The organism is Streptomyces sudanensis (assembly GCF_023614315.1).
In the GTDB taxonomy this organism is placed as follows: domain Bacteria; phylum Actinomycetota; class Actinomycetes; order Streptomycetales; family Streptomycetaceae; genus Streptomyces; species Streptomyces sudanensis.
The window spans coordinates 2430457-2450048 of the sequence record NZ_CP095474.1; the positions used below are offsets into that span (position 1 = coordinate 2430457).

Here is a 19592-nt window from a genome sequence, read left to right on the forward strand (position 1 = left end):
GCCCCTGAGCTTCCGCACGGAGGCCCGTACGGGTCTCAGGACCTGGAATCGGACAGAGACGGTGTCGCTACGGGCCTCCCCGGACCAGGGGTACCCGCCCCGGAGGCCCCCTACGGGCCGCCGTGCGTACCGCCGGGCCCGGACCGCCGGGCCGGGCCGTACCACCGGGCCGTACCGCCAGGCCGCCGGGCCGTACCGCCAGGCCGCCGGGCCGTACCACCGGGCCGTACCGCCGGGCCGACTCGACCGCCGGGAGGCCGCCCACCTCGACGGATCACCGGCCCCACCGGCCCGCCCGGCCCATCCGGCCCCGCCGCCCCACCAGCACACCCGGCCCCGCCGCCCCACCCGGCCTCAGCGGACCGCCGGGAGGACGGCGGAGACGCGGAAGCCGCCCTCGTCGGTGGGCCCCGAGACGAACACGCCGCCCAGCGCCGTCACCCGTTCCCGCATGCCGAGCAGGCCGTTTCCGCCGCTGGGGAGGCGGGCGCTCGCGGCGGCCGCGTCGCCGGGGCCGTTCTCCACCTGCATGGCGACCTCCTCGCCGCGGTGGGCGAGGCGTACGACGACCCGGGCGCCGGCCGCGTGCTTGTGGACGTTGGTCAGGGCCTCCTGCACCACCCGGTACGCGGTCTGCTCGACGTGCGGGGGGTACGCGCGGGCCTCGCCCTGGACGAGCAGTTCGACGGCGGTGCCCGCCGCGCGGGACTGCTCGACGAGCTCCTCGACGCCGCCGAGCCCCGGCCCGGAGCCGTCCTCCGCGCTCCCGCNGGNCCCCGCCGCCTCCCGCTCCGCGGACGCCGCCCCTCCCCCGGGCGCGGCGGGCGGGGGCGCGGCCGCCGGCGGGACCGGCTCGGTGCGCAGCACGCCCAGCATCTCCCGCAGCTCCGTCAGCGCCTGGCGCCCCATCTCCCCCACGAGCGCCGCGTTCGCCGCCGCCTTCCGGGGGTCCTTCAGCGCCACCGCCTGGAGCGCCGCCGCGTGCACGACCATGAGGCTCACCCGGTGGGCGACCACGTCGTGCATCTCGCGCGCGATGCGGGTCCGCTCCTGCGTGCGGGCGAGCTGGGCGCGCTGCTCCGCCTGGTCGGCCAGGAGCGACAGTTCCTGCTCCAGGGAGTCGGCGCGTTCGCGCAGGCTCTCCATGAGGCGCCGCCGCGCCCCTATGTAGAGGCCGAGCAGGACGGGGGGCGCGGTCAGCCCGACCGACATGAGGACCGACGCGAGCGGCACGTACCAGGAGCCGGGGTCGAAGTCGGAGGCGGCGACGTCCTGGCGGAGCCTCACGAAGGTGACGAGGAAGACCGCGACCGGCGACACGGAGGCGAGCACCGCGGTGATCCGCCGCGGCACGTCGGAGGCGGCGAGGGTGTACAGGCCGACGACGGCCATCAGGTAGCCCATCTGGGCGGGCGTGACGGCGATGGAGACGAGGACGACGGCGATGGGCCGGCGCCGCCGCAGGGCCAGCACCGATCCGGCGGCCAGTCCGAACAGCGCCCCGCCGGCCGCCGGCAGGTGGGCGGTGCCGGCGAAGTCGGCGCCCTCGGCCGCGCATTCCAGGGCCGAGACGACCCCGAGCCCGATGTCCAGCGCGGCTCCGCGCCGCCTCTCCCACCACCCGAATCCGCGGGAGGTCGTGCCCGCGGCGTCCTGGTGCGCCCCCGTCGTGGTCATGCGCCCCAGCCTAAGGGCGGCTCCCGGACGCCTGCCGGGCACCGTCGCACGGAGGCCGGTCGGTGCGGCATAGTGGTGCGTGCCGATCCGGCGACCCGACTTCCTGTCCGGTTCGGTCGGTTCGATCCCCCATGGTGTAATCAGGCAGCACTGCGGGTTTTGGTCCCGTATGTTCAGGTTCGAATCCTGATGGGGGAGCCTTCGCGGTACACGCATACGGGTCTCGGCCGCTCCGGCCGGGACCCGCCCCCGCGTCGCCTTCGGAACCCCCCGGTATCCTGCGGGTGTCCACCACCCGAAGCCGAAGGGCCACCCGTGAGCTCCAACCCCCCGGCCGCAGTCATCGTCCTCGCCGCGGGTGAGGGCACCCGCATGAAGTCCAAGACCCCGAAGGTCCTGCACGAGATCTGCGGGCGCTCCCTCGTCGGGCACGTCGTCTCCGCCGCGCGCGAACTGAACCCCGAGCACCTCTGCGTCGTCGTCGGGCACGCCCGCGAGCAGGTCGCCGCCCACCTCCGGGAGCACTACGCCGGGACGCGCACCGCCGTCCAGTACGAGCAGAACGGCACCGGCCACGCCGTCCGCATGGCGCTGGAGGAGCTGGGCGGGGTCGAGGGCACCGTGGTGGTGGTGTGCGGCGACACCCCGCTGCTGTCCGGCGGGACGCTGGGCGCGCTGGCCGCGACGCACGCCGCGGACGGCAACGCCGTCACCGTGCTGACCGCCGAGGTGCCGGACGCGACCGGGTACGGCCGCATCGTGCGCGACCCGGCCACCGGCGCCGTCACCGCGATCGTCGAGCACAAGGACGCCACCGAGGAGCAGCGCGCCGTCCGGGAGATCAACTCCGGCGTGTTCGCGTTCGACGGGCGGCTCCTCGCCCACGCGCTGGGCGAGGTCCGCACGGACAACAGCCAGGGCGAGGAGTACCTCACCGACGTGCTGTCCATCCTGCGCGAGGCCGGGCACCGCGTCGGCGCGTCCGTCGCGGGCGACCACCGCGAGATCCTCGGCATCAACAACCGCGTCCAGCTCGCGGAGGCCCGGGCGCTGTTCAACCGGCGCCTGCTGGAGCGCGCCATGGCGGACGGCGTGACGGTGATCGACCCGGCGTCCGTGCAGGTCGACGTCACCGTGACGTTCGAGCGGGACGCGGTCGTCCACCCCGGCACGCAGCTGCTGGGCACCACGCACGTCGCGGAGGACGCCGAGGTCGGCCCGAACACCCGCCTGCGGGACACCGGGGTCGGCCGGGGCGCCCGGGTGGACAACACCGTCGCGGACTCCGCCGTGATCGGCGAGGGCGCCTCGGTGGGCCCGTACGCCTACCTCCGCCCGGGGACGCGCCTCGGCGTCCGGAGCAAGATCGGCACCTACGTCGAGACGAAGAACGCGACGATCGGCGAGGGCACGAAGGTGCCGCACCTGTCGTACGTCGGCGACGCCACCATCGGCGAGCACACGAACATCGGCGCCGCCAGCGTCTTCGTCAACTACGACGGCGAGAAGAAGCACCACACGACGATCGGGTCCCACTGCAAGACCGGGTCGGACAACATGTTCGTGGCTCCCGTCACAGTCGGGGACGGCGCCTACACGGCCGCCGGCTCCGTGATCACCAAGGACGTGCCGGCCGGCGCGCTCGCCGTGGCCCGCGGCCAGCAGCGGAACATCGAGGGCTGGGTGGCCCGCAAGCGGCCCGGCAGTGCCGCCGCGCAGGCCGCCACGGCGGCCGCCGAAGGGGCCGGCGCCGAGAGCTGACCGAAAACACGTGCGCCGTACTGGGCGTACCGTGATACATGCATACGAATTCGGCTGGTTCGCGGCACACGGAAACACGCGGCCAGGAACACGTCTGAGGAGACAGTGCTGTGACCGGGATCAAGACGACCGGCGAGAAGAAGCTGATGCTCTTCTCCGGCCGCGCCCACCCCGAGCTGGCCGAGGAGGTCGCGCGCCAGCTGGGTGTCAGCCTGGTGCCGACGAAGGTCTTCGACTTCGCCAACGGTGAGATCTACGTCCGCTACCAGGAGTCGGCGCGCGGCGCGGACTGCTTCCTGATCCAGAGCCACACCGCTCCGATCAACAAGTGGATCATGGAGCAGCTGATCATGATCGACGCCCTGAAGCGGGCCTCCGCCGCGAGCATCACCGTGATCATCCCCTCCTACGGGTACGCCCGCCAGGACAAGAAGCACAAGGGCCGCGAGCCGATCTCGGCGCGCCTGGTCGCCGACCTGCTGAAGACGGCGGGCGCGAACCGCATCCTCACCGTGGACCTGCACACCGACCAGATCCAGGGCTTCTTCGACGGCCCGGTCGACCACCTCACCGCGCTGCCGGTCCTCGCGGACTACGTGGGCGCGAAGGTCGACCGCTCCAAGCTGACCATCGTCTCCCCGGACGCCGGCCGCGTACGGGTCGCCGACCGCTGGTGCGACCGGCTGGACGCCCCGCTGGCGATCGTCCACAAGCGCCGCGACAAGGACGTCGCCAACCAGGTGACCGTCCACGAGGTCGTCGGCGAGGTCGAGGGCCGGGTGTGCGTCCTGGTCGACGACATGATCGACACGGGCGGCACCATCTGCGCCGCCGCCGACGCGCTGTTCGCGCACGGCGCGGAGGACGTCATCGTCACCGCGACGCACGGCATCCTCTCCGGCCCGGCCGCGGACCGGCTGAAGAACTCGAAGGTCAGCGAGTTCGTCCTCACCAACACGCTGCCCACCCCGGGTGAACTGGCGATAGACAAGATCACGGTGCTGTCCATCGCGCCGACGATCGCCCGCGCGGTGCGCGAGGTGTTCGAGGACGGCTCGGTCACCAGCCTCTTCGAGGAGCAGCAGTAGCACCTGCCGCGCCCTGAGGGCCGTACCGCGGAAGGCCGCCCCCCGTCCGGGGAGGCGGCCTTCCGCGTTCCCCGACGGGGCGGCCGGGCGTGCGGGCGGCCGGGCGGCGCCTCCGGCCGGACCCGCGCCGCCGGGGCCCGGGCGGGAGACCGGAGCGCGGGCGGGAGCCGGGACCCGGGCCCCGGGCGGGAAGCCGGAACCCGGATCGGGCGGCCGGACCCGGAGAGGGCGGCCGGACCCGGAGAGGGCGGCCGGACCCGGAGAGGGCGGCCGGATGATCGATTGGGAGCGCGGGGGCGCGGCGAGTAGACTGTCGGGGTTGCTCGGCGAGGGAGGCCGTGGTCCACGCGATCGCGGCGGTCCGTTATCGACGCGCTCTTCGTAGCAGGCCAGTCCAGTCGTGGCCGAGTGACCGCGACCAGATATCCGCCCCGCATACGAGGAGTGCGCCATGTCCGAAGTGAAGATCGCCGCCGAGACCCGCAGCGAGTTCGGCAAGGGTGCCGCCCGCCGCGTCCGCCGCGACGGCAAGGTCCCCGGCGTCCTGTACGGCCACGGCGCCGAGCCGGTCCACCTGACCCTGCCGGGCCACGACCTGATGATGGCTCTGAAGACCTCCAACGCCCTGCTGGCGCTGGAGTTCGACGGCAAGACCGAGCTGGCCATCCCGAAGGCCGTGCAGCGCGACCCGTTGAAGGGCTTCATCGAGCACGTCGACCTGCTGCTCGTGAACCGCGGCGAGCAGGTCACCGTCGAGATCCCGGTCCACACCGAGGGCGAGCTGGCCCCCGGCGGCAACCTGCTCGAGCACGTGCTGAACGCCCTGCCCGTCGAGGCCGAGGCCACCCACATCCCCGAGTCCCTGACGGTCTCCGTCGAGGGCCTGGAGGCCGGTGCCTCCGTCCTCGCCAAGGACGTCCCGCTCCCCAAGGGCGTCACCCTGGCCGTCGACGCGGACGCCGTCGTCCTGCAGGTCCTGGCCGCGCAGGCCGAGGAGCCGGCCGCCGAGGGCACCGAGGGCACCGAGGCCTGATCCCGTCCGGGCCCCGGCCCGGTGTTCCCCGCGGGGGGTGCGTACGGCACCCCCCGCACCCCCTTCCGGAGGCAGACGCAGATGACGACGGACGCCAGCGCCCCCTGGCTGATCGCGGGACTGGGGAACCCGGGCCCCGGTTACGCCGGGAACCGGCACAACGTCGGCTTCATGGTGGTCGACCTCCTCGCCGAGCGGATCGGCGGCTCCTTCAAGCGGCACGGCAAGGCCCAGGCGCAGGTGCTGGAGGGGCGCATCGGCGCTCCCGGACCGGCGGGGCGCCGGGTGGTCCTCGCCAAGCCCATGTCGTACATGAACCTGTCCGGCGGGCCCCTCACCGCGCTGCGGGACTTCTACAAGGTGCCCACCGGCAACATCGTCGCCGTCCACGACGAGCTGGACATCGACTACGGGGTGCTCCGCCTCAAGCTGGGCGGCGGCGACAACGGCCACAACGGCCTGAAGTCGATGACGAAGGCGATGGGCCCGGACTACCACCGGGTGCGGTTCGGGATCGGCCGCCCGCCGGGCCGGATGCCGGTGGCGGACTTCGTTCTCAAGGACTTCTCCTCCGCCGAGCGCAAGGAGCTGGACTACTTCGTGGACCGCGCCGCCGACGCCGTGGAGGCGCTGGTCACCGAGGGCCTGGAACGGGCGCAGTCCGCGTACAACTCCTGACGTACCGCCCCCCGGGATTGACCGGGCGCGCACCATGGCCAAGGATCGCGCCCCATGAGCCGGAACAAGCCGACCGCCGTCCTCCTGTACGCCCGTCTCACCGCCATGGCGCTGGTCGTCCTGGTACTGGTGGTGGCGGGCGCCCGGGCGTCCTGGGACACCGCACGGCACGTGCTGCTCCCCGGGGGCCGCGAGCACGGCACCCTGACGGTCACCGGCTGCGGTGACGACGTGTGCACCGGGCGCTTCGTCCCGTACGGGCCCGCCTCGCCGTCCCGTACGGACGTCACGGCCGCCCGGTCGGTCGCCGTGGCGGAGGGCGGCCGGTACGAGGTCGTCGTGAAGCCCGGCACCACCGAGGCCGTCCGCGCCGGCTGGGCGGGCGGGCTGCACGCGTGGCTGCCGCTGGGCGGCGCGCTGCTGCTGGCCTCCCCGGTCCTCGGCGGGATGCGCACGCCCCGCGCCGCCTGGGCGTCGGGAGCGGCCGGCGGGGCGCTGCTGACGGCGTCCTTCCTGGCGCTCTGACGAGTCGTCAGGCGGGGCGGCCCGGCCGATTCGTGACCGAACCCGTATCGGCTTCCGTACAACCAAACCGGAATTGACTCGATCGTTATCGAGACCGGAGACGACAAGCGGGGCACAACCGTCCGGATGCCCCTAATCCCCCTTGACTGGTGTGCGGTGCCGCAGCAAGCTGAGCCGCCCCCCACGGCTCAGTCACCTCTCACGTTGGACTGCCCATGCGCACCCTTTCGAAGACCACCGGCGCTCTGGTGGCGGCCGCGGCCTGCGGCCTGCTGCTCGCCCCCGCCGCCCACGCCGCCGACGGCGGCACCTACTCCCCCGTGCTGCGGCAGGAGCTGCCCCGCACGGCGACCGACGAGGGCGCCCCGCAGCAGGGCGCCGGCACCTGCGCCGACATCCCCGCGGACCAGGACGGCTGGCACTTCGTGCTGCCCGGCAACTCGTCCGACTTCGTCAAGCTGACGGTCACCTTCGAGCCGGGTGGCCAGCAGGTCGTCACCGACTTCGGCCCGCCGTCCGACAAGCACGCCTACGTCGCGTCGGCGCCGGGCGCCACGCTCACCTCGGTCGTGGCCGAGGTGAAGGGCGGCAGCCTGGAGAAGTTCAACCTGTCGCACACCTGCCCGGCGAAGACCACCCCGTCCGCCACCCCTTCGGGCACCCCCTCCGGCACGCCGAGCGGGACCCCGTCCGCCACGCCGAGCGAGAACCCCTCGGGCACCCCCTCCGGGACGCCGAGCGGGAACCCCTCCGGCACCCCCTCGGAGAACCCCTCCGGGACCCCCTCCGGTACTCCTTCGGGGAACCCCTCCGGCACCCCCGGGTCCCCGGTGACGACGCCGGGTGCGCCCGCGCCGTCCGAGACCGCCCCGGGCGGCGCCGTGCCGACCGCCGCGCCGTCCCCGTCCGGGGACTCCGCGACCGGTGACCTGGCCGAGACCGGCAGCAGCGCCCCCGTCGCGGCCCTCTCCGCCCTCGCCGCGGTGCTCGTCGCCGGTGGCGCCTTCCTGGTGGTGCGCCGCCGCAAGGCCCAGCAGCACTGACGACGCCCGCCGGGCACGTGAAGGGACGGGCCCCCGCCGGAAGACTTCGGAAGTCTTCCGGCGGGGGCCCGTCCGCGTGTCCGGCGCCCGGTCAGCCGGTGTTGCGCAGGCCGGCGGCCACGCCGTTCACGGTGAGCAGCAGGGCCCGGGCGAGCAGCGGGTCGGCGGGCTCTCCGGCGGCCGCCGCGTCGCGCTGCCGCTTCAGCAGGGCGACCTGGAGGTAGGAGATCGGGTCCAGGTAGGCGTCGCGGATCTGGAAGGTCCGCCTCAGCGCGGGCTGCGCGTCGAGCAGTTCGCGCTCGCCGGTGACCCGCAGGACCTGCTCCACGGTGCGGGCGTGCTCGGCCTCGATGGTGGCGAAGACGTGCTTCAGCTCGTCCGGCACGAGCGTGTCGACGTAGTGGCGGGCGATCCGCAGGTCCGTCTTGGCGAGGGTCATCTCGACGTTCGACAGGAAGTTGCGGAAGAAGTGCCACCGCTCGTACATCTCGTCGAGCACGTCGTCCAGCCCCGCGTCGCGCAGCGCCTTCAGGCCGGAGCCCACGCCGTACCAGCCGGGCACGATCTGCCGCGACTGCGTCCAGCCGAACACCCACGGGATGGCCCGCAGGCCGTCGAGCCCGGCGCCCGAGTCGGGTCGGCGGGACGGCCGGGAGCCCAGGTGCAGCTCCGCGAGCTGGTCGACCGGGGTGGAGGCGAAGAAGTACGCCGGGAGGTCCGGGTCCTCGACGAGCGCCCGGTAGGCCCGGTGGGCGGCCTCGGAGACGGTGTCCATCGCCGCGTCCCAGCGGGCCAGGGCCTCCCGGGGCTGGCGCGGCCCGGTGTGCAGGGCGGACGCCTGGAGCGTCGCGGCGACGGTCAGTTCGAGGTTCTCCCGCGCCAGGGACGGGATGAGGTACTTGTCGGAGATGACCTCGCCCTGCTCGGTGACCTTGATCTCGCCCTCCAGGGTGCCCCAGGGCTGGGCGAGGATCGCGTCGTGCGAGGGGCCGCCGCCGCGGCCGACCGTGCCGCCGCGGCCGTGGAACAGGCGCAGCCGCACGCCGTGGCGGTGGGCCACGTCGCGCAGTCTGCGCTGGGCGCGGTGGATCTCCCACTGGGAGGTGGTGATGCCGCCGAACTTGGAGGAGTCGGAGTAGCCGAGCATGACCTCCTGCACGTCGCCGCGGAGCGAGACGAGCCGCCGGTAGGACGGGTCGGCGAGCATGTCCTCCAGGATGACGTCCGCGGCCCTCAGCTCGTCGGTCGTCTCCAGCAGCGGCACGATGCCGATCTTCGCCCAGCCGGCGTGCAGGTCGAGCAGGCCCGCCTCGCGCGCGAGGACGGCGGCGGCGAACACGTCGTCGGCGCCCTGGCACATCGAGATGACGTACGACTCGATGATCTCGGGCCCGAACCGCTCGAACGCCGTCCTCACCGTGTGGAACACGCCCAGGGTCTTCTGCCCGGCCTCGTCGAGCGGCGCCGGCGTGGGGGCGAGCGGGCGCCGCGAGCGCAATTCCCTGGCCAGCAGCTTCCGCCGGTACTCGCGAGGCATGTCCGCGTACCGCCAGGACTCCTCGCCGAGCCGGTCGACGAGCTGGCCGAGGGCGTGGTGGTGGGCGTCGGCGTGCTCCCGGATGTCCATCGTGGCCAGTTGGAGGCCGAACGCGGACAGGGTGCGCAGGGTGCGGTCCAGGTGCCCGTCGGCGAAGAGGCCGCCCCGGTGCTCGCGCAGCGAGGTCTGCAGGAGGGTGAGGTCGTGGAGCAGTTCGGCGGTGCCGAGGTAGTCGCGGCCCTCCTGGTGGGGGGTGTCCCGGGCGAGTCGCTCGCGGGTGTTGACGAGCTTCTGCCGGATGCAGGTGGCCTTGAGCCGGTACGGCTCCTCGGCGTTCAGCCGCCGGTAGCGGGGGCTGATCTCGGGCAGGTGGTCCAGGTCCCGCTGGAGGGAGTCGAGCAGTTCCGGGGTGGCGCCGGCGTACCGGACGGAGTTCGACAGCAGGCCGCGCAGCTCGTCGATCGTCTCGATGGCGTCGGTGAGGCCGTGCTCGTGCTGGAGGATCAGCACCTCCCAGGTGACGGCCGGGGTGACGTTGGGGTTGCCGTCGCGGTCGCCGCCGATCCAGGTGCCGAAGGTCAGCGGGCGGGTCCCGGCGGGCAGTTCGTAACCGACCCGCTCCAGCTCGGCGGCGAGGTCCTCCAGGACGTCGCCGACCGCGCCGGCGTGCAGCTCGTCCAGGTAGTACAGGGCGTTGCGGGCCTCGTCGGCCGGTTCGGGGCGGGCGACGCGGAGCTCGTCGGTCTGCCAGACGAGGTCGATGTTCTCGGCGAGCCGCAGGTCGTGGCGGCGGCGGTCGGCGGCGGTGGCCGGTTCGTCGAGGAGGGCGGCGATCCGGCGGAGCTTGTTCAGCACGGAGCGGCGCGCCGCCTCGGTGGGGTGCGCGGTGAAGACCGGGCGGACGTTGAGGTTGCGGACGGCCTCGCGGACGTGCTCGGGGTCGCCGTCCTTGAGCATGTCGGCCGTACGGGCGAGCAGGCCGCCCTCGGTGGCGCGGCGGGCGCGCATCTCGCGACCGCGGTGGACCTGTTCGGCGACGTTGGCGAGGTGGAAGTAGACGGAGAAGGCGCGGACCAGCCGGGCGGCGGTCTCCAGGTCGGTGTCGCCCAGCAGCTCGGCGGCGGCCTCGCCGTCCTCGCGGGTCAGGCGTCGGACCTTCTCGACGAGCTCCAGGAGCCCGGGCCCCTCCTGCCGTACGAGGGTCTCGCCCAGCAGGTCACCCAGCCGGCGGATGTCGGCGCGCAGTTCGGCGCCGGCGGAGGGGGTCTGGTCGGCACTGCTCACGGGTGCGGCTCCTTGCAGTGATGGACGCGTCTGAAGGGGGTACTGGTGAGATGTCCCCGGAACCGCCCCTCCGACGCACCGACCGGTTCGCGTGAGGCGGCCCCGGCGGGACGCTGCGGACCGCGCTGTCCGACGGCACCCAGGATAGGGGCCCGTCCGGGCGGCGCCGCCCGGAGCCTCTTGCCTCAGGACCGGGCACTGTCATACTTACGATTCCGTAGGTTACGGAACCGTAGCCAGTTCCGATCAGACCTCCGTTCGTTTCCCTCCCCCCGCCGAACCTCACCCCCAGGGACCCCCATGACCATGAGCCCGGAAGTGCTCGACCGCACCGCGCAGAAGCAGGATCCGCCGTACGCCACGCTGAGCGGCGACAGCAAGCGGTCCATCGAGCAGATCGCCCTGCTCTTCTTCATCGTCGTACCGTTCCTCGCCCTGGTGGCGGCCGTGCCGCTGGCCTGGGGATGGGGGGTGAGCTGGCTCGACCTCGGGCTGCTGGTGGCGATGTACTTCATCGGCTGCCACGGCATCACGATCGGCTTCCACCGCTACTTCACCCACGGGTCGTTCAAGGCCAGGCGCCCGCTGCGGATCGCGCTGGCGATCATGGGCTCGCTGGCGGTGGAAGGGCCGCTGGTGCGCTGGGTCGCGGACCACCGCAAGCACCACAAGTTCTCCGACGCGGACGGCGACCCCCACTCGCCGTGGCGGTTCGGGGAGACGCTCCCGGCGCTGATGAAGGGCCTGTGGTGGGCGCACATCGGATGGATGTTCGACGAGGAGCGGACGCCGCAGCACAAGTACGCCCCCGACCTGATCAAGGACCCGGCGCTGCGGCGGATCTCCCGCCAGTTCATCCTGTGGACGATCGTGTCGCTGGCGATCCCCCCGCTGGTGGGCGGGCTGGTGACGATGTCGTGGTGGGGCGCCTTCACGGCGTTCTTCTGGGGCTCCCTGGTCCGGGTGGCGCTGCTGCACCACGTCACGTGGTCGATCAACTCGATCTGCCACGCCGTGGGCAAGCGCCCGTTCAAGTCGCGTGACCGCTCGGGCAACGTGTGGTGGCTGGCGGTCCTGTCGTGCGGCGAGTCCTGGCACAACCTGCACCACGCGGACCCGACGAGCGCCCGGCACGGCGTCATGCGGGGCCAGATCGACTCCAGCGCGCGGCTGATCCGCTGGTTCGAGAAGCTGGGCTGGGCGTACGACGTGCGCTGGCCGACCGAGGACCGGATCGAGGCCCGGCGGCAGACGCCCTCCGCGAACGCGGCATGATGGACGGTGTGGCGAACGACGGCAGCGGTACCAGCGGTGACAAGCCCCGGCGCGGGCGCCGGGTCCGGATGACCGGCGCCGAACGGCGCCAGCAACTGCTCGACGTCGGCCGGACGCTGTTCGCCGCACGCGGTTTCGAAGGCACGTCGGTGGAGGAGATCGCGGCGAAGGCCGGGGTGTCCAAACCGGTCGTGTACGAGCACTTCGGCGGCAAGGAGGGGCTCTACGCGGTCGTGGTCGACCGGGAGATGCGCCAGCTCCTCGACATGGTGACCGGCGCCCTCACCGCGGGGCACCCGCGCGAGCTGCTGGAGCAGGCGGCGTTCGCGCTGCTGGACTACATCGAGACGTACACGGACGGTTTCCGCATCCTGGTGCGGGACTCGCCGGTGGCGCAGTCGACGGGCACGTTCGCCTCGCTGATCTCGGACATCGCCACCCAGGTGGAGGACATCCTGGGCCTGGAGTTCAAGGCCCGGGGCTTCGACCCCAAGCTGGCGCCGCTGTACGCGCAGGCGCTGGTGGGGATGGTCGCCCTGACGGGGCAGTGGTGGCTGGACGCCCGGAAGCCGAAGAAGGCCGAGGTGGCGGCGCACCTGGTCAACCTGGCGTGGCACGGCCTGGACGGCCTGGAGCAGAAGCCCCGCCTCATAGGCCACCGCAAGTACTGACCCCGCACCCGGGCCGCCGGGAGGCCGGGGCAGGATGGCGCCATGACACAGCGGATCCCGCCCCCATCGGAGTCCTGGCGCCGGATCGACGCCTGGGCGGCGACGCACGCGCCCGCCGACTTCGCACTCCTCAACCCCCCGGCGGCACCGGACGGGATCCGGCGGGCGGAACAGATCCTCGGCGTCCCGCTGCCCGGTGATCTCGTCGAGTCCCTGCGGTGCCACGACGGGGCGAGCGCGTGGACGACCGTCCTGCCGGAGCAGTCCCCGCTCACGGTGAGCGGCATCGCGGACCAGTGGCGGATCTGTATGGATGTCGCGGTGGAGAACGAGGGCCTGACCCCCCGCCCCTGGGAGGACGAGCCCTGGTGGCACTCGCTGTGGATTCCCTGGGCCGAGGGTGCCGACGGTACGGCGCAGGTGATCGACCTGCGTCCTGGTCCGGCCGCGGGGCGCCTCGGCTGGGCGGGCCACGGCGGTGGCGGCGACTTCACCGATTCCCGGCCCGGCCTGGCGGACCTCCTCCACGCGGTCGCGCGGGCACTCCACGAAGGCGGGGGCGTTCACGGACTGCACCCCTATCTGACCGCACACGGCGGAATGTGGTGGGACGAGGAGGGCCGCGGCGAGCTGGACGGCCACCCGCTGCGGGCCGCCCCGATCGGGCCGCCCTGATCGGCGGCCGTCGCGGCCTGCCGCATCTCGGCCTCCGGCGGTGCGGGGGCGCCCCCGGGCGGCCGGTGTCAGTGCCCCCTGCGGGCGACGGCGAACACGCGGCGGTGGGGGAAGACGGTGCCGTGGGGACCCGGCGGGTACGCCTCGCGCAGGAGGTCGCGGTACTGGGAGAGGAACTCCGACACCGCCGCCCCGTCGTCCCCGAGGGCCGTCAGGACCGGGCGCAGGGCGGTGCCCTTGGTCCAGTCGAGGACCGGGTCCTCGCCCTGGAGGAGGTGGACGTAGACGGTCTCCCACACGTCGGCCGCGCACCCGAGGCCCGTCAGCCGTTCCAGGTACTCCGCCGGCTCCAGGACGTGGACGTACCGCCGCCCGTGCCCGCCGAGCCGGTCCCGCCAGCGCGGGGACTCGCACAGCTCGCCCAGCAGGGCGTGGCTGGGGGAGGTGAAGTTGGCCGGCACCTGGAAGGCGAGGGTGCCGCCGGGGACGATCCCCTCCAGCCAGCCGCCGAAGTGCTCCGCGTGGCCGGGGACCCACTGGAGCGCCGCGTTGGAGACGATCAGGTCGTACGGTTCGCCGGGCGTCCATCCGGTCGCGTCGGCGTGCCGGAAGTCGATGCGGCCGCCGCCCGGCGTGGGCCCGGCGTGGTCCGCCTCCGCCCGGTCGAGCATCTCGCGCGAGAGGTCGAGGCCGGTGATGTGCGCGTCGGGCCAGCGGTCCGCGAGCAGCGCGGTGACGTTGCCCGGTCCGCAGCCGACGTCGGCGATGCGGGCGGGGCGCCCCTCGCGGGCGGCGGGCAGTTCGGGAACGCGGGCCAGCAGGTCGAGGAACGGGCGGGTGCGGTGCCCGGAGTGGCGCAGGTACTGCCGGGGGTCCCAGATCGGTGCGGACTGCATGGTCGACTCCCCTTGCCGGTGCGTGACGTCGCGGCCGGACGTCGCTCCGGCCGGAACCCCCTCAACCGTACGAAGGAACATTTCTTGACGTCAAGAGACTTCACATCGACAGATCCCCTACACTGATCACCATGGAGGACGAGGTCGACCGTCTGGTCGCTGCATGGCGCCGCGAGCGCCCGGACCTCGACGTGGAGCCGCTCGAGGTGCTGAGCCGGGTCTCCCGGCTGGCCCGCCACCTGGACCGGGCGCGCCGCCTCGCCTTCGCGGAGCACCAGCTGGAGCCCTGGGAGTTCGACGTCCTCACGTCGCTGCGCCGCGCCGGCGCCCCGTACCAGCTCTCCCCCGGCCAGCTCCTCACGCAGACGCTCGTCACCTCGGGCACGATGACCAACCGCATCGACCGGCTGGCGCAGAAGGGCCTCGTCGAGCGGCTGCCCGACCCCACCGACCGGCGCGGCGTCCTCGTCCGCCTCACCGCCGAGGGGCGCGACCGCGCCGACCAGGCCCTCGCCGGCCTGCTGGACCACGAGCGGACCATCCTCGCCCGGCTCCCCCGCGACCAGCGCGCCGAACTCGCGGCGCTGCTACGCCGGTTGACCGCCCCGTTCGACAACGTCCCCGGCTGACCCGGCGGGCCCGATCCCGGCCTTGCGGGCCAGTGCGACCGCCGCGAGCGCGGAGTGCACGCCCAGCTTCCCCAGCACGTTCTGCATGTGCGTGCGGACGGTGTGCGGGGAGAGGAAGAGGCGCTCGGCGACGGCCTTGCGGCCCAGGCCGGCGACCATGCAGCGCAGCACCTCCCGCTCGCGCGGCGTGAGCGACTCGACGAGCCGCTCGCTCTCCGTGCGGTGCCTGCGCGCCGCCGTCACCTCCCGCAGCACCTGGGTGAGCAGCGCGGGCGCCAGGTGGGTCTCGTCGCGCAGGACGCCCCGGATCACACCGAGCAGCCGCTGGAGGGAGCAGTCCTTGGCGACCCAGCCGTTCGCCCCGGCCTGCAGGGCCCGGGCGGCACGGCGCGGGTCGTCCTTCCCGGCGAGCACCACGGTCCGTACGGACGGCTGGGCCTCGCGCACCCCGGCGACCAGGGAGATGCCGTCGGCGGCGCCGTCCGCCGGGCCGCCCGGGGCGGTGCACGCCGGGGCCGGCCCGGTGGTGCCGAGGTCGGCGTCGACGAGGAGGACGTCGAACCGGCGCCCCTCGGCGGCGGCGCGGTCGAGGCAGCGCATCGCGGCGGGACCGCTGCCCACCGCGGCGACGTCCACGTCCGGCTCGGCCGCCAGCGCCACGGCGAGCGACTCGGCGAAGATGCGGTGGTCGTCCACCACCAGAACCCGGATACGGACCACTGGCACCCCCATGCGTCGAGGAAGCGGGCCGGAGCGGGCACGACGCCCGGGCCGGGCCGCGCATACGGGGCGCGCGACCGCCGCCGTGCCCCGGTGCCGCACCCCGCTCCGGGCCTGGTGCCCGGCTGTCCCGCCCCTGATCGGCACCGGCCCCCACCGATGCTGTGCATCAGCGTACGGGCGCGGGCACGGGCCGGAAGCCGATTTGCGGAAGTGACGCCCGGGGGCTTCGGGAAGCGGACCGGTGGTTAACGGGCGCGGGCGCGGACGCGAGGCGTGGCACGGAGCACGGGATGCGGCGGGCGCGGTCGCGGAGCGCGGGGCGTGGCACGAGGGCCCGCCCGGTACGGCGGGCGCCGGGCGGGGCGTGCCCGCCTCCGCCGGGGGCGCGGCGGAGACGGCACGCCCCTTCCGGGGCGCCCCGCCCCTCCCCTCACTCCGTCCCGTGCCGCCGGGCGAAGTCCCACGCGTCGCGGACGATGTCGGCGAGGTCCGGGCGCGACGGCCGCCAGCCGAGCCGCTCCCGCGCGACGGCCGACGACGCCACCAGGACGGCCGGGTCGCCGGGGCGGCGCCCGGCCGTGACCTCGGGCACCGGGTGGCCGGTGACCTTCCGGACGGTCTCGACGACCTCGCGGACCGAGAAGCCGCTGCCGTTGCCGAGGTTGCAGACCAGGTGCTCGCCGGGGGTGACGGCGTCCAGGGCGAGGAGGTGGGCCTCGGCCAGGTCCGCGACGTGGATGTAGTCGCGGACGCAGGTGCCGTCCGGGGTCGGGTAGTCGTCCCCGTACACCGAGATGGACTCCCGCCGGCCGAGGGCGACCTGGAGGACGAGCGGGATCAGGTGCGACTCGGGGTCGTGGCGCTCGCCGTGGCCGCCGTACGCGCCGGCGACGTTGAAGTACCGCAGGGACGCGGCGGCCAGGCCGTGCGCGGCGGCCTCCCCGGCGATCATGTGGTCGACGGCGAGCTTCGAGGCGCCGTACGGGCTGGTGGGGGCGGTGGGGGAGGTCTCCGTCAGGGGGAGGGACACCGGTTCGCCGTACGTCGCGGCGGTGGAGGAGAACACCAGGCGGCGCACGCCGGCCCCGCGCATCGCGGCGAGCAGCGCCATCGTGCCGCCGACGTTGTTGTCCCAGTACTTCTCCGGCTTGGCGACGGACTCCCCGACCTGCGAGAACGCCGCGAAGTGCAGCACCCCGCCGTACGAGGGGTCGAGGACGCGGGCGGCGTCCTGGACGCGGCCCTCGACGAAGGCGGCCCCGTCCGGGACGGCGTCGCGGAAGCCGGTCGACAGGTCGTCGAGGACCGTCACCTCGTGCCCGGCCTCCAGCAGATGCGCACAGACGACGCTCCCGACGTAGCCGGCCCCGCCCGTCACCAGGTACTTCATGATGCGCTCGTCACCTCTCGCAGTCGCCGGGCCGCGGCCTTCGGCGGAACGTCGTCGACGGACACGCTCGCGCCCGATTCCGAGTCCGCGGGGAACTCAAGCTTGCCGGACGTGTGGCGGACGGTGAAAAGCTCGCGACGCGGCGCGCCCGTGTCGCGCCGCGCCCCGCCGCGCCGGGTCCTACTCCTCGTGAGGGGCGCGGGGGAGGTCGGCCGCGGCGCGGTCGAGGAGGCCCGTACGGGCGGCCAGGGCGGCGGCCTCCAGCCGGGAGCCGACTCCGAGCTTCATCAGGACCCGCTGCACATGGGTGCGGGCCGTGCTCGGGGCGATGCCCATGGCGGCGGCGATCAGCCTGGTGTCCTCGCCCTCGGCGACCCGTACCAGGACCTCCACCTCGCGGGGCGTGAGGATCCGCAGCAGCCGCCGGCCCTCGTCGTCGGGGGTGGCGGCGGGGTTCAGCAGCTCCGCGAACGCGCCCCGCAGGAGCTGCGGGGCGACGGCCGCCTCGCCCGCGCGGGCCCTGGTCATGGCGCGCTCGACGCCCTCGATCCGCTCGTCGTGCCGTACGTACCCGGAGGCGCCGGCCGCGAAGGCCGCCGCGATGCCGCGCGGGCTGGGCACCGGCCCCAGGACCAGCACCGCCACCTCCGGGCGGTCCCGTTTGATCCGTACGACCGGGTCGAAGGCGCCCGGCTCCGCCGGGGCGGCCGTGCCGAGCAGGCACACCTCGGGTGCGCGGCTCACCACCAGCTCGGCCGCGCCCGCGGCCGGCGCGGCGGCGGCCAGCACGCGGTGCCCGCGCAGTTTCAGGGCCGAGGCGAGCGCCTCGGCGAGCAGGCGGTGGTCGTCGACCACCATCAGGCGCACGCCCACGGGAACCCCCAACCCTCCGGAGCGGCCCCCCGGCCCTCCGTATGACCCGGCAAGCTACACGCTCACCCGGCGTCGCGCTCCCCCTACCGCCGCGGCGCCCCCGGAATGTCGAATTCCTTTCCCCTCAGGGCGACTTGGGGCCGACAGGGACGCCGGAGAAGCCCGCGGCCCGGCACGTCCGGGGGGACGTGCCGGGCCGCGGAGGGGCGCACGGGATCACCGGGTGGTGAACACCAGCGCCAGGTAGCGCGTCTCCTTGATGACGGTCGACGGCTTCGAGACGAAGCGGTCGGCCAGGTAGAGCCGCCCGTCGCGGTAGATGACGGGCTCGCTCATGGCGAGGGTGCTCTCGGCGGAGTTGATCGCCCGGTCCACCGGGGTCTTCAGCAGGACGGTCTCCTGGAAGGAAGCGCCGTCGACGCTGACGATCTGGCCGCCGATCTCGTACCCGGGCGCCTTGTACGCGATGAGGTTGCCGCCGTCCATCCGGACCGGGATCACCTCGCGGTGCTTGCCGGACTCCAGCTTCTGGCCGGTCAGCTGCCCGGTGTCCAGGTCGAAGGCGACGATCTCGTTGACGCGGGTGCCGCTGTCGCCGGAGCCCTCGTGCTGCTCGGTCGGCAGGTAGAGGCGGTTGTTGCCGACGACGAGCTTCTCGCACTTCTCCACGTCGGTGGAGTCGCACTCCGCCGCGTACCGTTCGGCGTCGGCGGCGATCTTCGCCTTCAGCCTGCCGGTCTTCTCGTCGATGGAGAAGAAGTCGGAGATGGCCGAACCGTCCCCGGCGGTGTCGCCGACGTCCGCCGCGACGACCAGCGGCTTCGTCGAGACGACCGCCGCGTACTCGACACCGGTCGGCATCCTGAACGAGGAGAGCGGCGCCCCGGTGGCGGGGTTGAGGTTCTGGATCGTCACCGTGGGGGTGTCGAGGTCACCGCACGTGCGGACCGCCACCAGGCCCTCGCCGCCGCCGTAGCCCGCGTCGCGGCAGTTTTCGGCGTTCTCCTGGGGCCGCCACAGCTCCTTGCCGGTGGCCAGGTCCCAGGCGGCACCGCCCTGCGAACCGCCGACGGCCACGGTGCCGGCGCCGATGGTGACCTCGCTCCAGTAGCCGGAGCGGTCGCTCGAACCGATGAGGGCGGTCTTCCGCCACAGCATCTTCCCCGCGTCCAGGTCGATCACGGCGACCTCGGAGCAGCCGGGGTACTTCTTCTGCGGGGTCGGCTTGCTCACCTGGAAGACCACGGCGGTCTTGTTGTCCTTCACGTGCCGACTGGCGGCGCAGAGCTCACCGGGCAGCGGCACCGTCCACACCTTGGTGCCCTTGAACGCGTCGTATCCGTTGATCTCGTTGACCCCGGACTTCACGTACGTCTTGTCCGTCAGCCACGAGCCGGGGGTGGTCGCCATGTCGGTGACCACCGGTGCCGGGATGGAGAACGCCACCTTCGCCTGGGTGTCGGCGGGCGCCTTCTCCTTCCCCTCGCCGTCGGGGGCCGNGGGGGCCGTCGCCGCCCCGGCCGTCGCCCCCGCCGGCGCCGGTGGTCGCGGTGGGCGCCGCCGGTTCGTCGTTCTCGGCGGAGGCGTACCAGAGGCCGGCGCCGACGATCAGCACGACGGCGACGGCGGCGGCGATGACGATCTGCATCTGGGCGGACAGCTTCCCGCGCCTGCCCGGGGCTCCCGGCCCGCCGGGCGCGCCCGGGTACGGGGGTGCCGGGGGCACGGGCGCGGTCGGGTAGCCGTACGCGGGCGGCTGTCCCGGCTGTCCCGGTTGCCCGTAGGGGNNNNGGGGNGTGGGCTGCCCGTACGGGGCCGACGACCACTTCATTTT

At 73.8% G+C, this 19592-nt stretch carries 17 protein-coding genes, 1 tRNA gene and 2 pseudogenes; 11 read left to right on the forward strand and 9 right to left on the reverse strand.

All coding sequences use genetic code 11. The annotated features are described in order from the left end of the window. Positions 1-354: 354 nt before the first annotated feature. Together MW084_RS11210 and MW084_RS11215 are read right to left on the reverse strand one after the other, a co-directional pair. On the reverse strand, positions 355-770 hold a 416-nt coding region (locus MW084_RS11210; protein ID WP_338057688.1), incomplete at its 5' end, for a sensor histidine kinase. Positions 771-774: 4 nt separating this feature from the next. Continuing rightward, positions 775-1677, reverse strand: a pseudogene (locus tag MW084_RS11215) (sensor histidine kinase); the annotation flags it as partial. A 125-nt stretch (positions 1678-1802) separates the two neighbouring features. Between MW084_RS11215 and MW084_RS11220 the strand changes: the two are divergent. The 7 genes from MW084_RS11220 (at position 1803) to MW084_RS11250 (ending at position 7805) form a co-directional block, all read left to right on the forward strand. Continuing rightward, positions 1803-1875 (forward strand) — tRNA-Gln (locus MW084_RS11220). 117 nt (positions 1876-1992) lie between these two features. After that, positions 1993-3438, forward strand: coding sequence for a bifunctional UDP-N-acetylglucosamine diphosphorylase/glucosamine-1-phosphate N-acetyltransferase GlmU (glmU, locus tag MW084_RS11225; RefSeq protein ID WP_010475128.1), 1446 nt, complete (start codon positions 1993-1995; stop codon positions 3436-3438). Positions 3439-3548: 110 nt separating this feature from the next. After that, positions 3549-4526: a ribose-phosphate diphosphokinase gene (locus MW084_RS11230; protein WP_010475130.1), complete on the forward strand. Its 978-nt coding sequence runs from the start codon at positions 3549-3551 to the stop codon at positions 4524-4526. A 451-nt stretch (positions 4527-4977) separates the two neighbouring features. After that, entirely contained in the window at positions 4978-5559 is a 582-nt protein-coding gene (locus MW084_RS11235; RefSeq protein WP_010475132.1) for a 50S ribosomal protein L25/general stress protein Ctc, read from the forward strand. Positions 5560-5640: 81 nt separating this feature from the next. Beyond that, positions 5641-6237 (forward strand): aminoacyl-tRNA hydrolase, encoded by a 597-nt coding sequence (gene pth / locus MW084_RS11240; protein ID WP_010475134.1) that lies wholly within the window; start codon positions 5641-5643, stop codon positions 6235-6237. A gap of 54 nt (positions 6238-6291) precedes the next feature. Beyond that, a complete protein-coding gene (locus MW084_RS11245) occupies positions 6292-6762 on the forward strand; it encodes a hypothetical protein (RefSeq protein WP_010475135.1) in 471 nt (156 codons plus the stop codon). A 215-nt stretch (positions 6763-6977) separates the two neighbouring features. Then, positions 6978-7805, forward strand: a complete 828-nt coding sequence (locus MW084_RS11250; protein ID WP_010475137.1) for an LPXTG cell wall anchor domain-containing protein — start codon at positions 6978-6980, stop codon at positions 7803-7805. Between the two features lie 91 nt (positions 7806-7896). Here MW084_RS11250 and ppc read toward each other — a convergent pair whose 3' ends face one another. Further along, positions 7897-10626 (reverse strand): phosphoenolpyruvate carboxylase, encoded by a 2730-nt coding sequence (gene ppc / locus MW084_RS11255; RefSeq protein ID WP_275563574.1) that lies wholly within the window; start codon positions 10624-10626, stop codon positions 7897-7899. 300 nt (positions 10627-10926) lie between these two features. Here ppc and MW084_RS11260 point away from each other — a divergent pair, with 300 nt between their 5' ends. From MW084_RS11260 to MW084_RS11270, 3 genes are read left to right on the forward strand one after another with little or no spacing between them, the layout of a single operon-like run. Next, positions 10927-11901: an acyl-CoA desaturase gene (locus MW084_RS11260; protein WP_029553408.1), complete on the forward strand. Its 975-nt coding sequence runs from the start codon at positions 10927-10929 to the stop codon at positions 11899-11901. Then, complete coding sequence (locus tag MW084_RS11265; RefSeq protein WP_029553407.1) at positions 11901-12572, forward strand: TetR/AcrR family transcriptional regulator; 672 nt, start codon at positions 11901-11903, stop codon at positions 12570-12572. Before MW084_RS11260 ends, MW084_RS11265 begins: the two co-directional genes overlap by 1 nt. A 42-nt stretch (positions 12573-12614) precedes the next feature. After that, positions 12615-13247 carry an SMI1/KNR4 family protein gene (locus MW084_RS11270; protein WP_010469810.1) on the forward strand — a complete coding sequence of 211 codons (633 nt, stop codon included), beginning with the start codon at positions 12615-12617 and terminating at the stop codon, positions 13245-13247. 68 nt (positions 13248-13315) lie between these two features. On the opposite strand, the gene MW084_RS11275 is transcribed toward MW084_RS11270, so the two are convergent. Further along, the gene (locus MW084_RS11275; RefSeq protein ID WP_010469809.1) at positions 13316-14143 is read right to left on the reverse strand and encodes a trans-aconitate 2-methyltransferase; all 828 of its coding nucleotides are present in this window, start codon (positions 14141-14143) and stop codon (positions 13316-13318) included. A 131-nt stretch (positions 14144-14274) separates the two neighbouring features. Here MW084_RS11275 and MW084_RS11280 point away from each other — a divergent pair, with 131 nt between their 5' ends. Continuing rightward, positions 14275-14772: a MarR family winged helix-turn-helix transcriptional regulator gene (locus MW084_RS11280; RefSeq protein WP_010469807.1), complete on the forward strand. Its 498-nt coding sequence runs from the start codon at positions 14275-14277 to the stop codon at positions 14770-14772. Here the strand turns inward: MW084_RS11280 and MW084_RS11285 are convergent. The 5 genes and pseudogenes from MW084_RS11285 to MW084_RS11305 form a co-directional block, all read right to left on the reverse strand. Further along, on the reverse strand, positions 14731-15504 hold the full coding sequence (locus MW084_RS11285; RefSeq protein WP_193789331.1) for a LuxR C-terminal-related transcriptional regulator: 774 nt from the start codon (positions 15502-15504) through the stop codon (positions 14731-14733). The two genes, MW084_RS11280 and MW084_RS11285, sit on opposite strands and share 42 nt — an antisense overlap. A gap of 421 nt (positions 15505-15925) precedes the next feature. Then, entirely contained in the window at positions 15926-16885 is a 960-nt protein-coding gene (gene galE, locus MW084_RS11290) for a UDP-glucose 4-epimerase GalE (protein WP_010469803.1), read from the reverse strand. After that, positions 16882-17025: pseudogene (locus MW084_RS11295) on the reverse strand (galactose-1-phosphate uridylyltransferase); the annotation flags it as partial. The pseudogene MW084_RS11295 and the gene galE, both read right to left, overlap by 4 nt. A gap of 40 nt (positions 17026-17065) precedes the next feature. Continuing rightward, positions 17066-17758, reverse strand: a complete 693-nt coding sequence (locus MW084_RS11300; RefSeq protein ID WP_010469801.1) for a response regulator transcription factor — start codon at positions 17756-17758, stop codon at positions 17066-17068. A gap of 216 nt (positions 17759-17974) precedes the next feature. After that, a complete protein-coding gene (locus MW084_RS11305; protein WP_338057715.1) occupies positions 17975-19168 on the reverse strand; it encodes an outer membrane protein assembly factor BamB family protein in 1194 nt (397 codons plus the stop codon). Between the last annotated feature and the right edge of the window lie 424 nt (positions 19169-19592).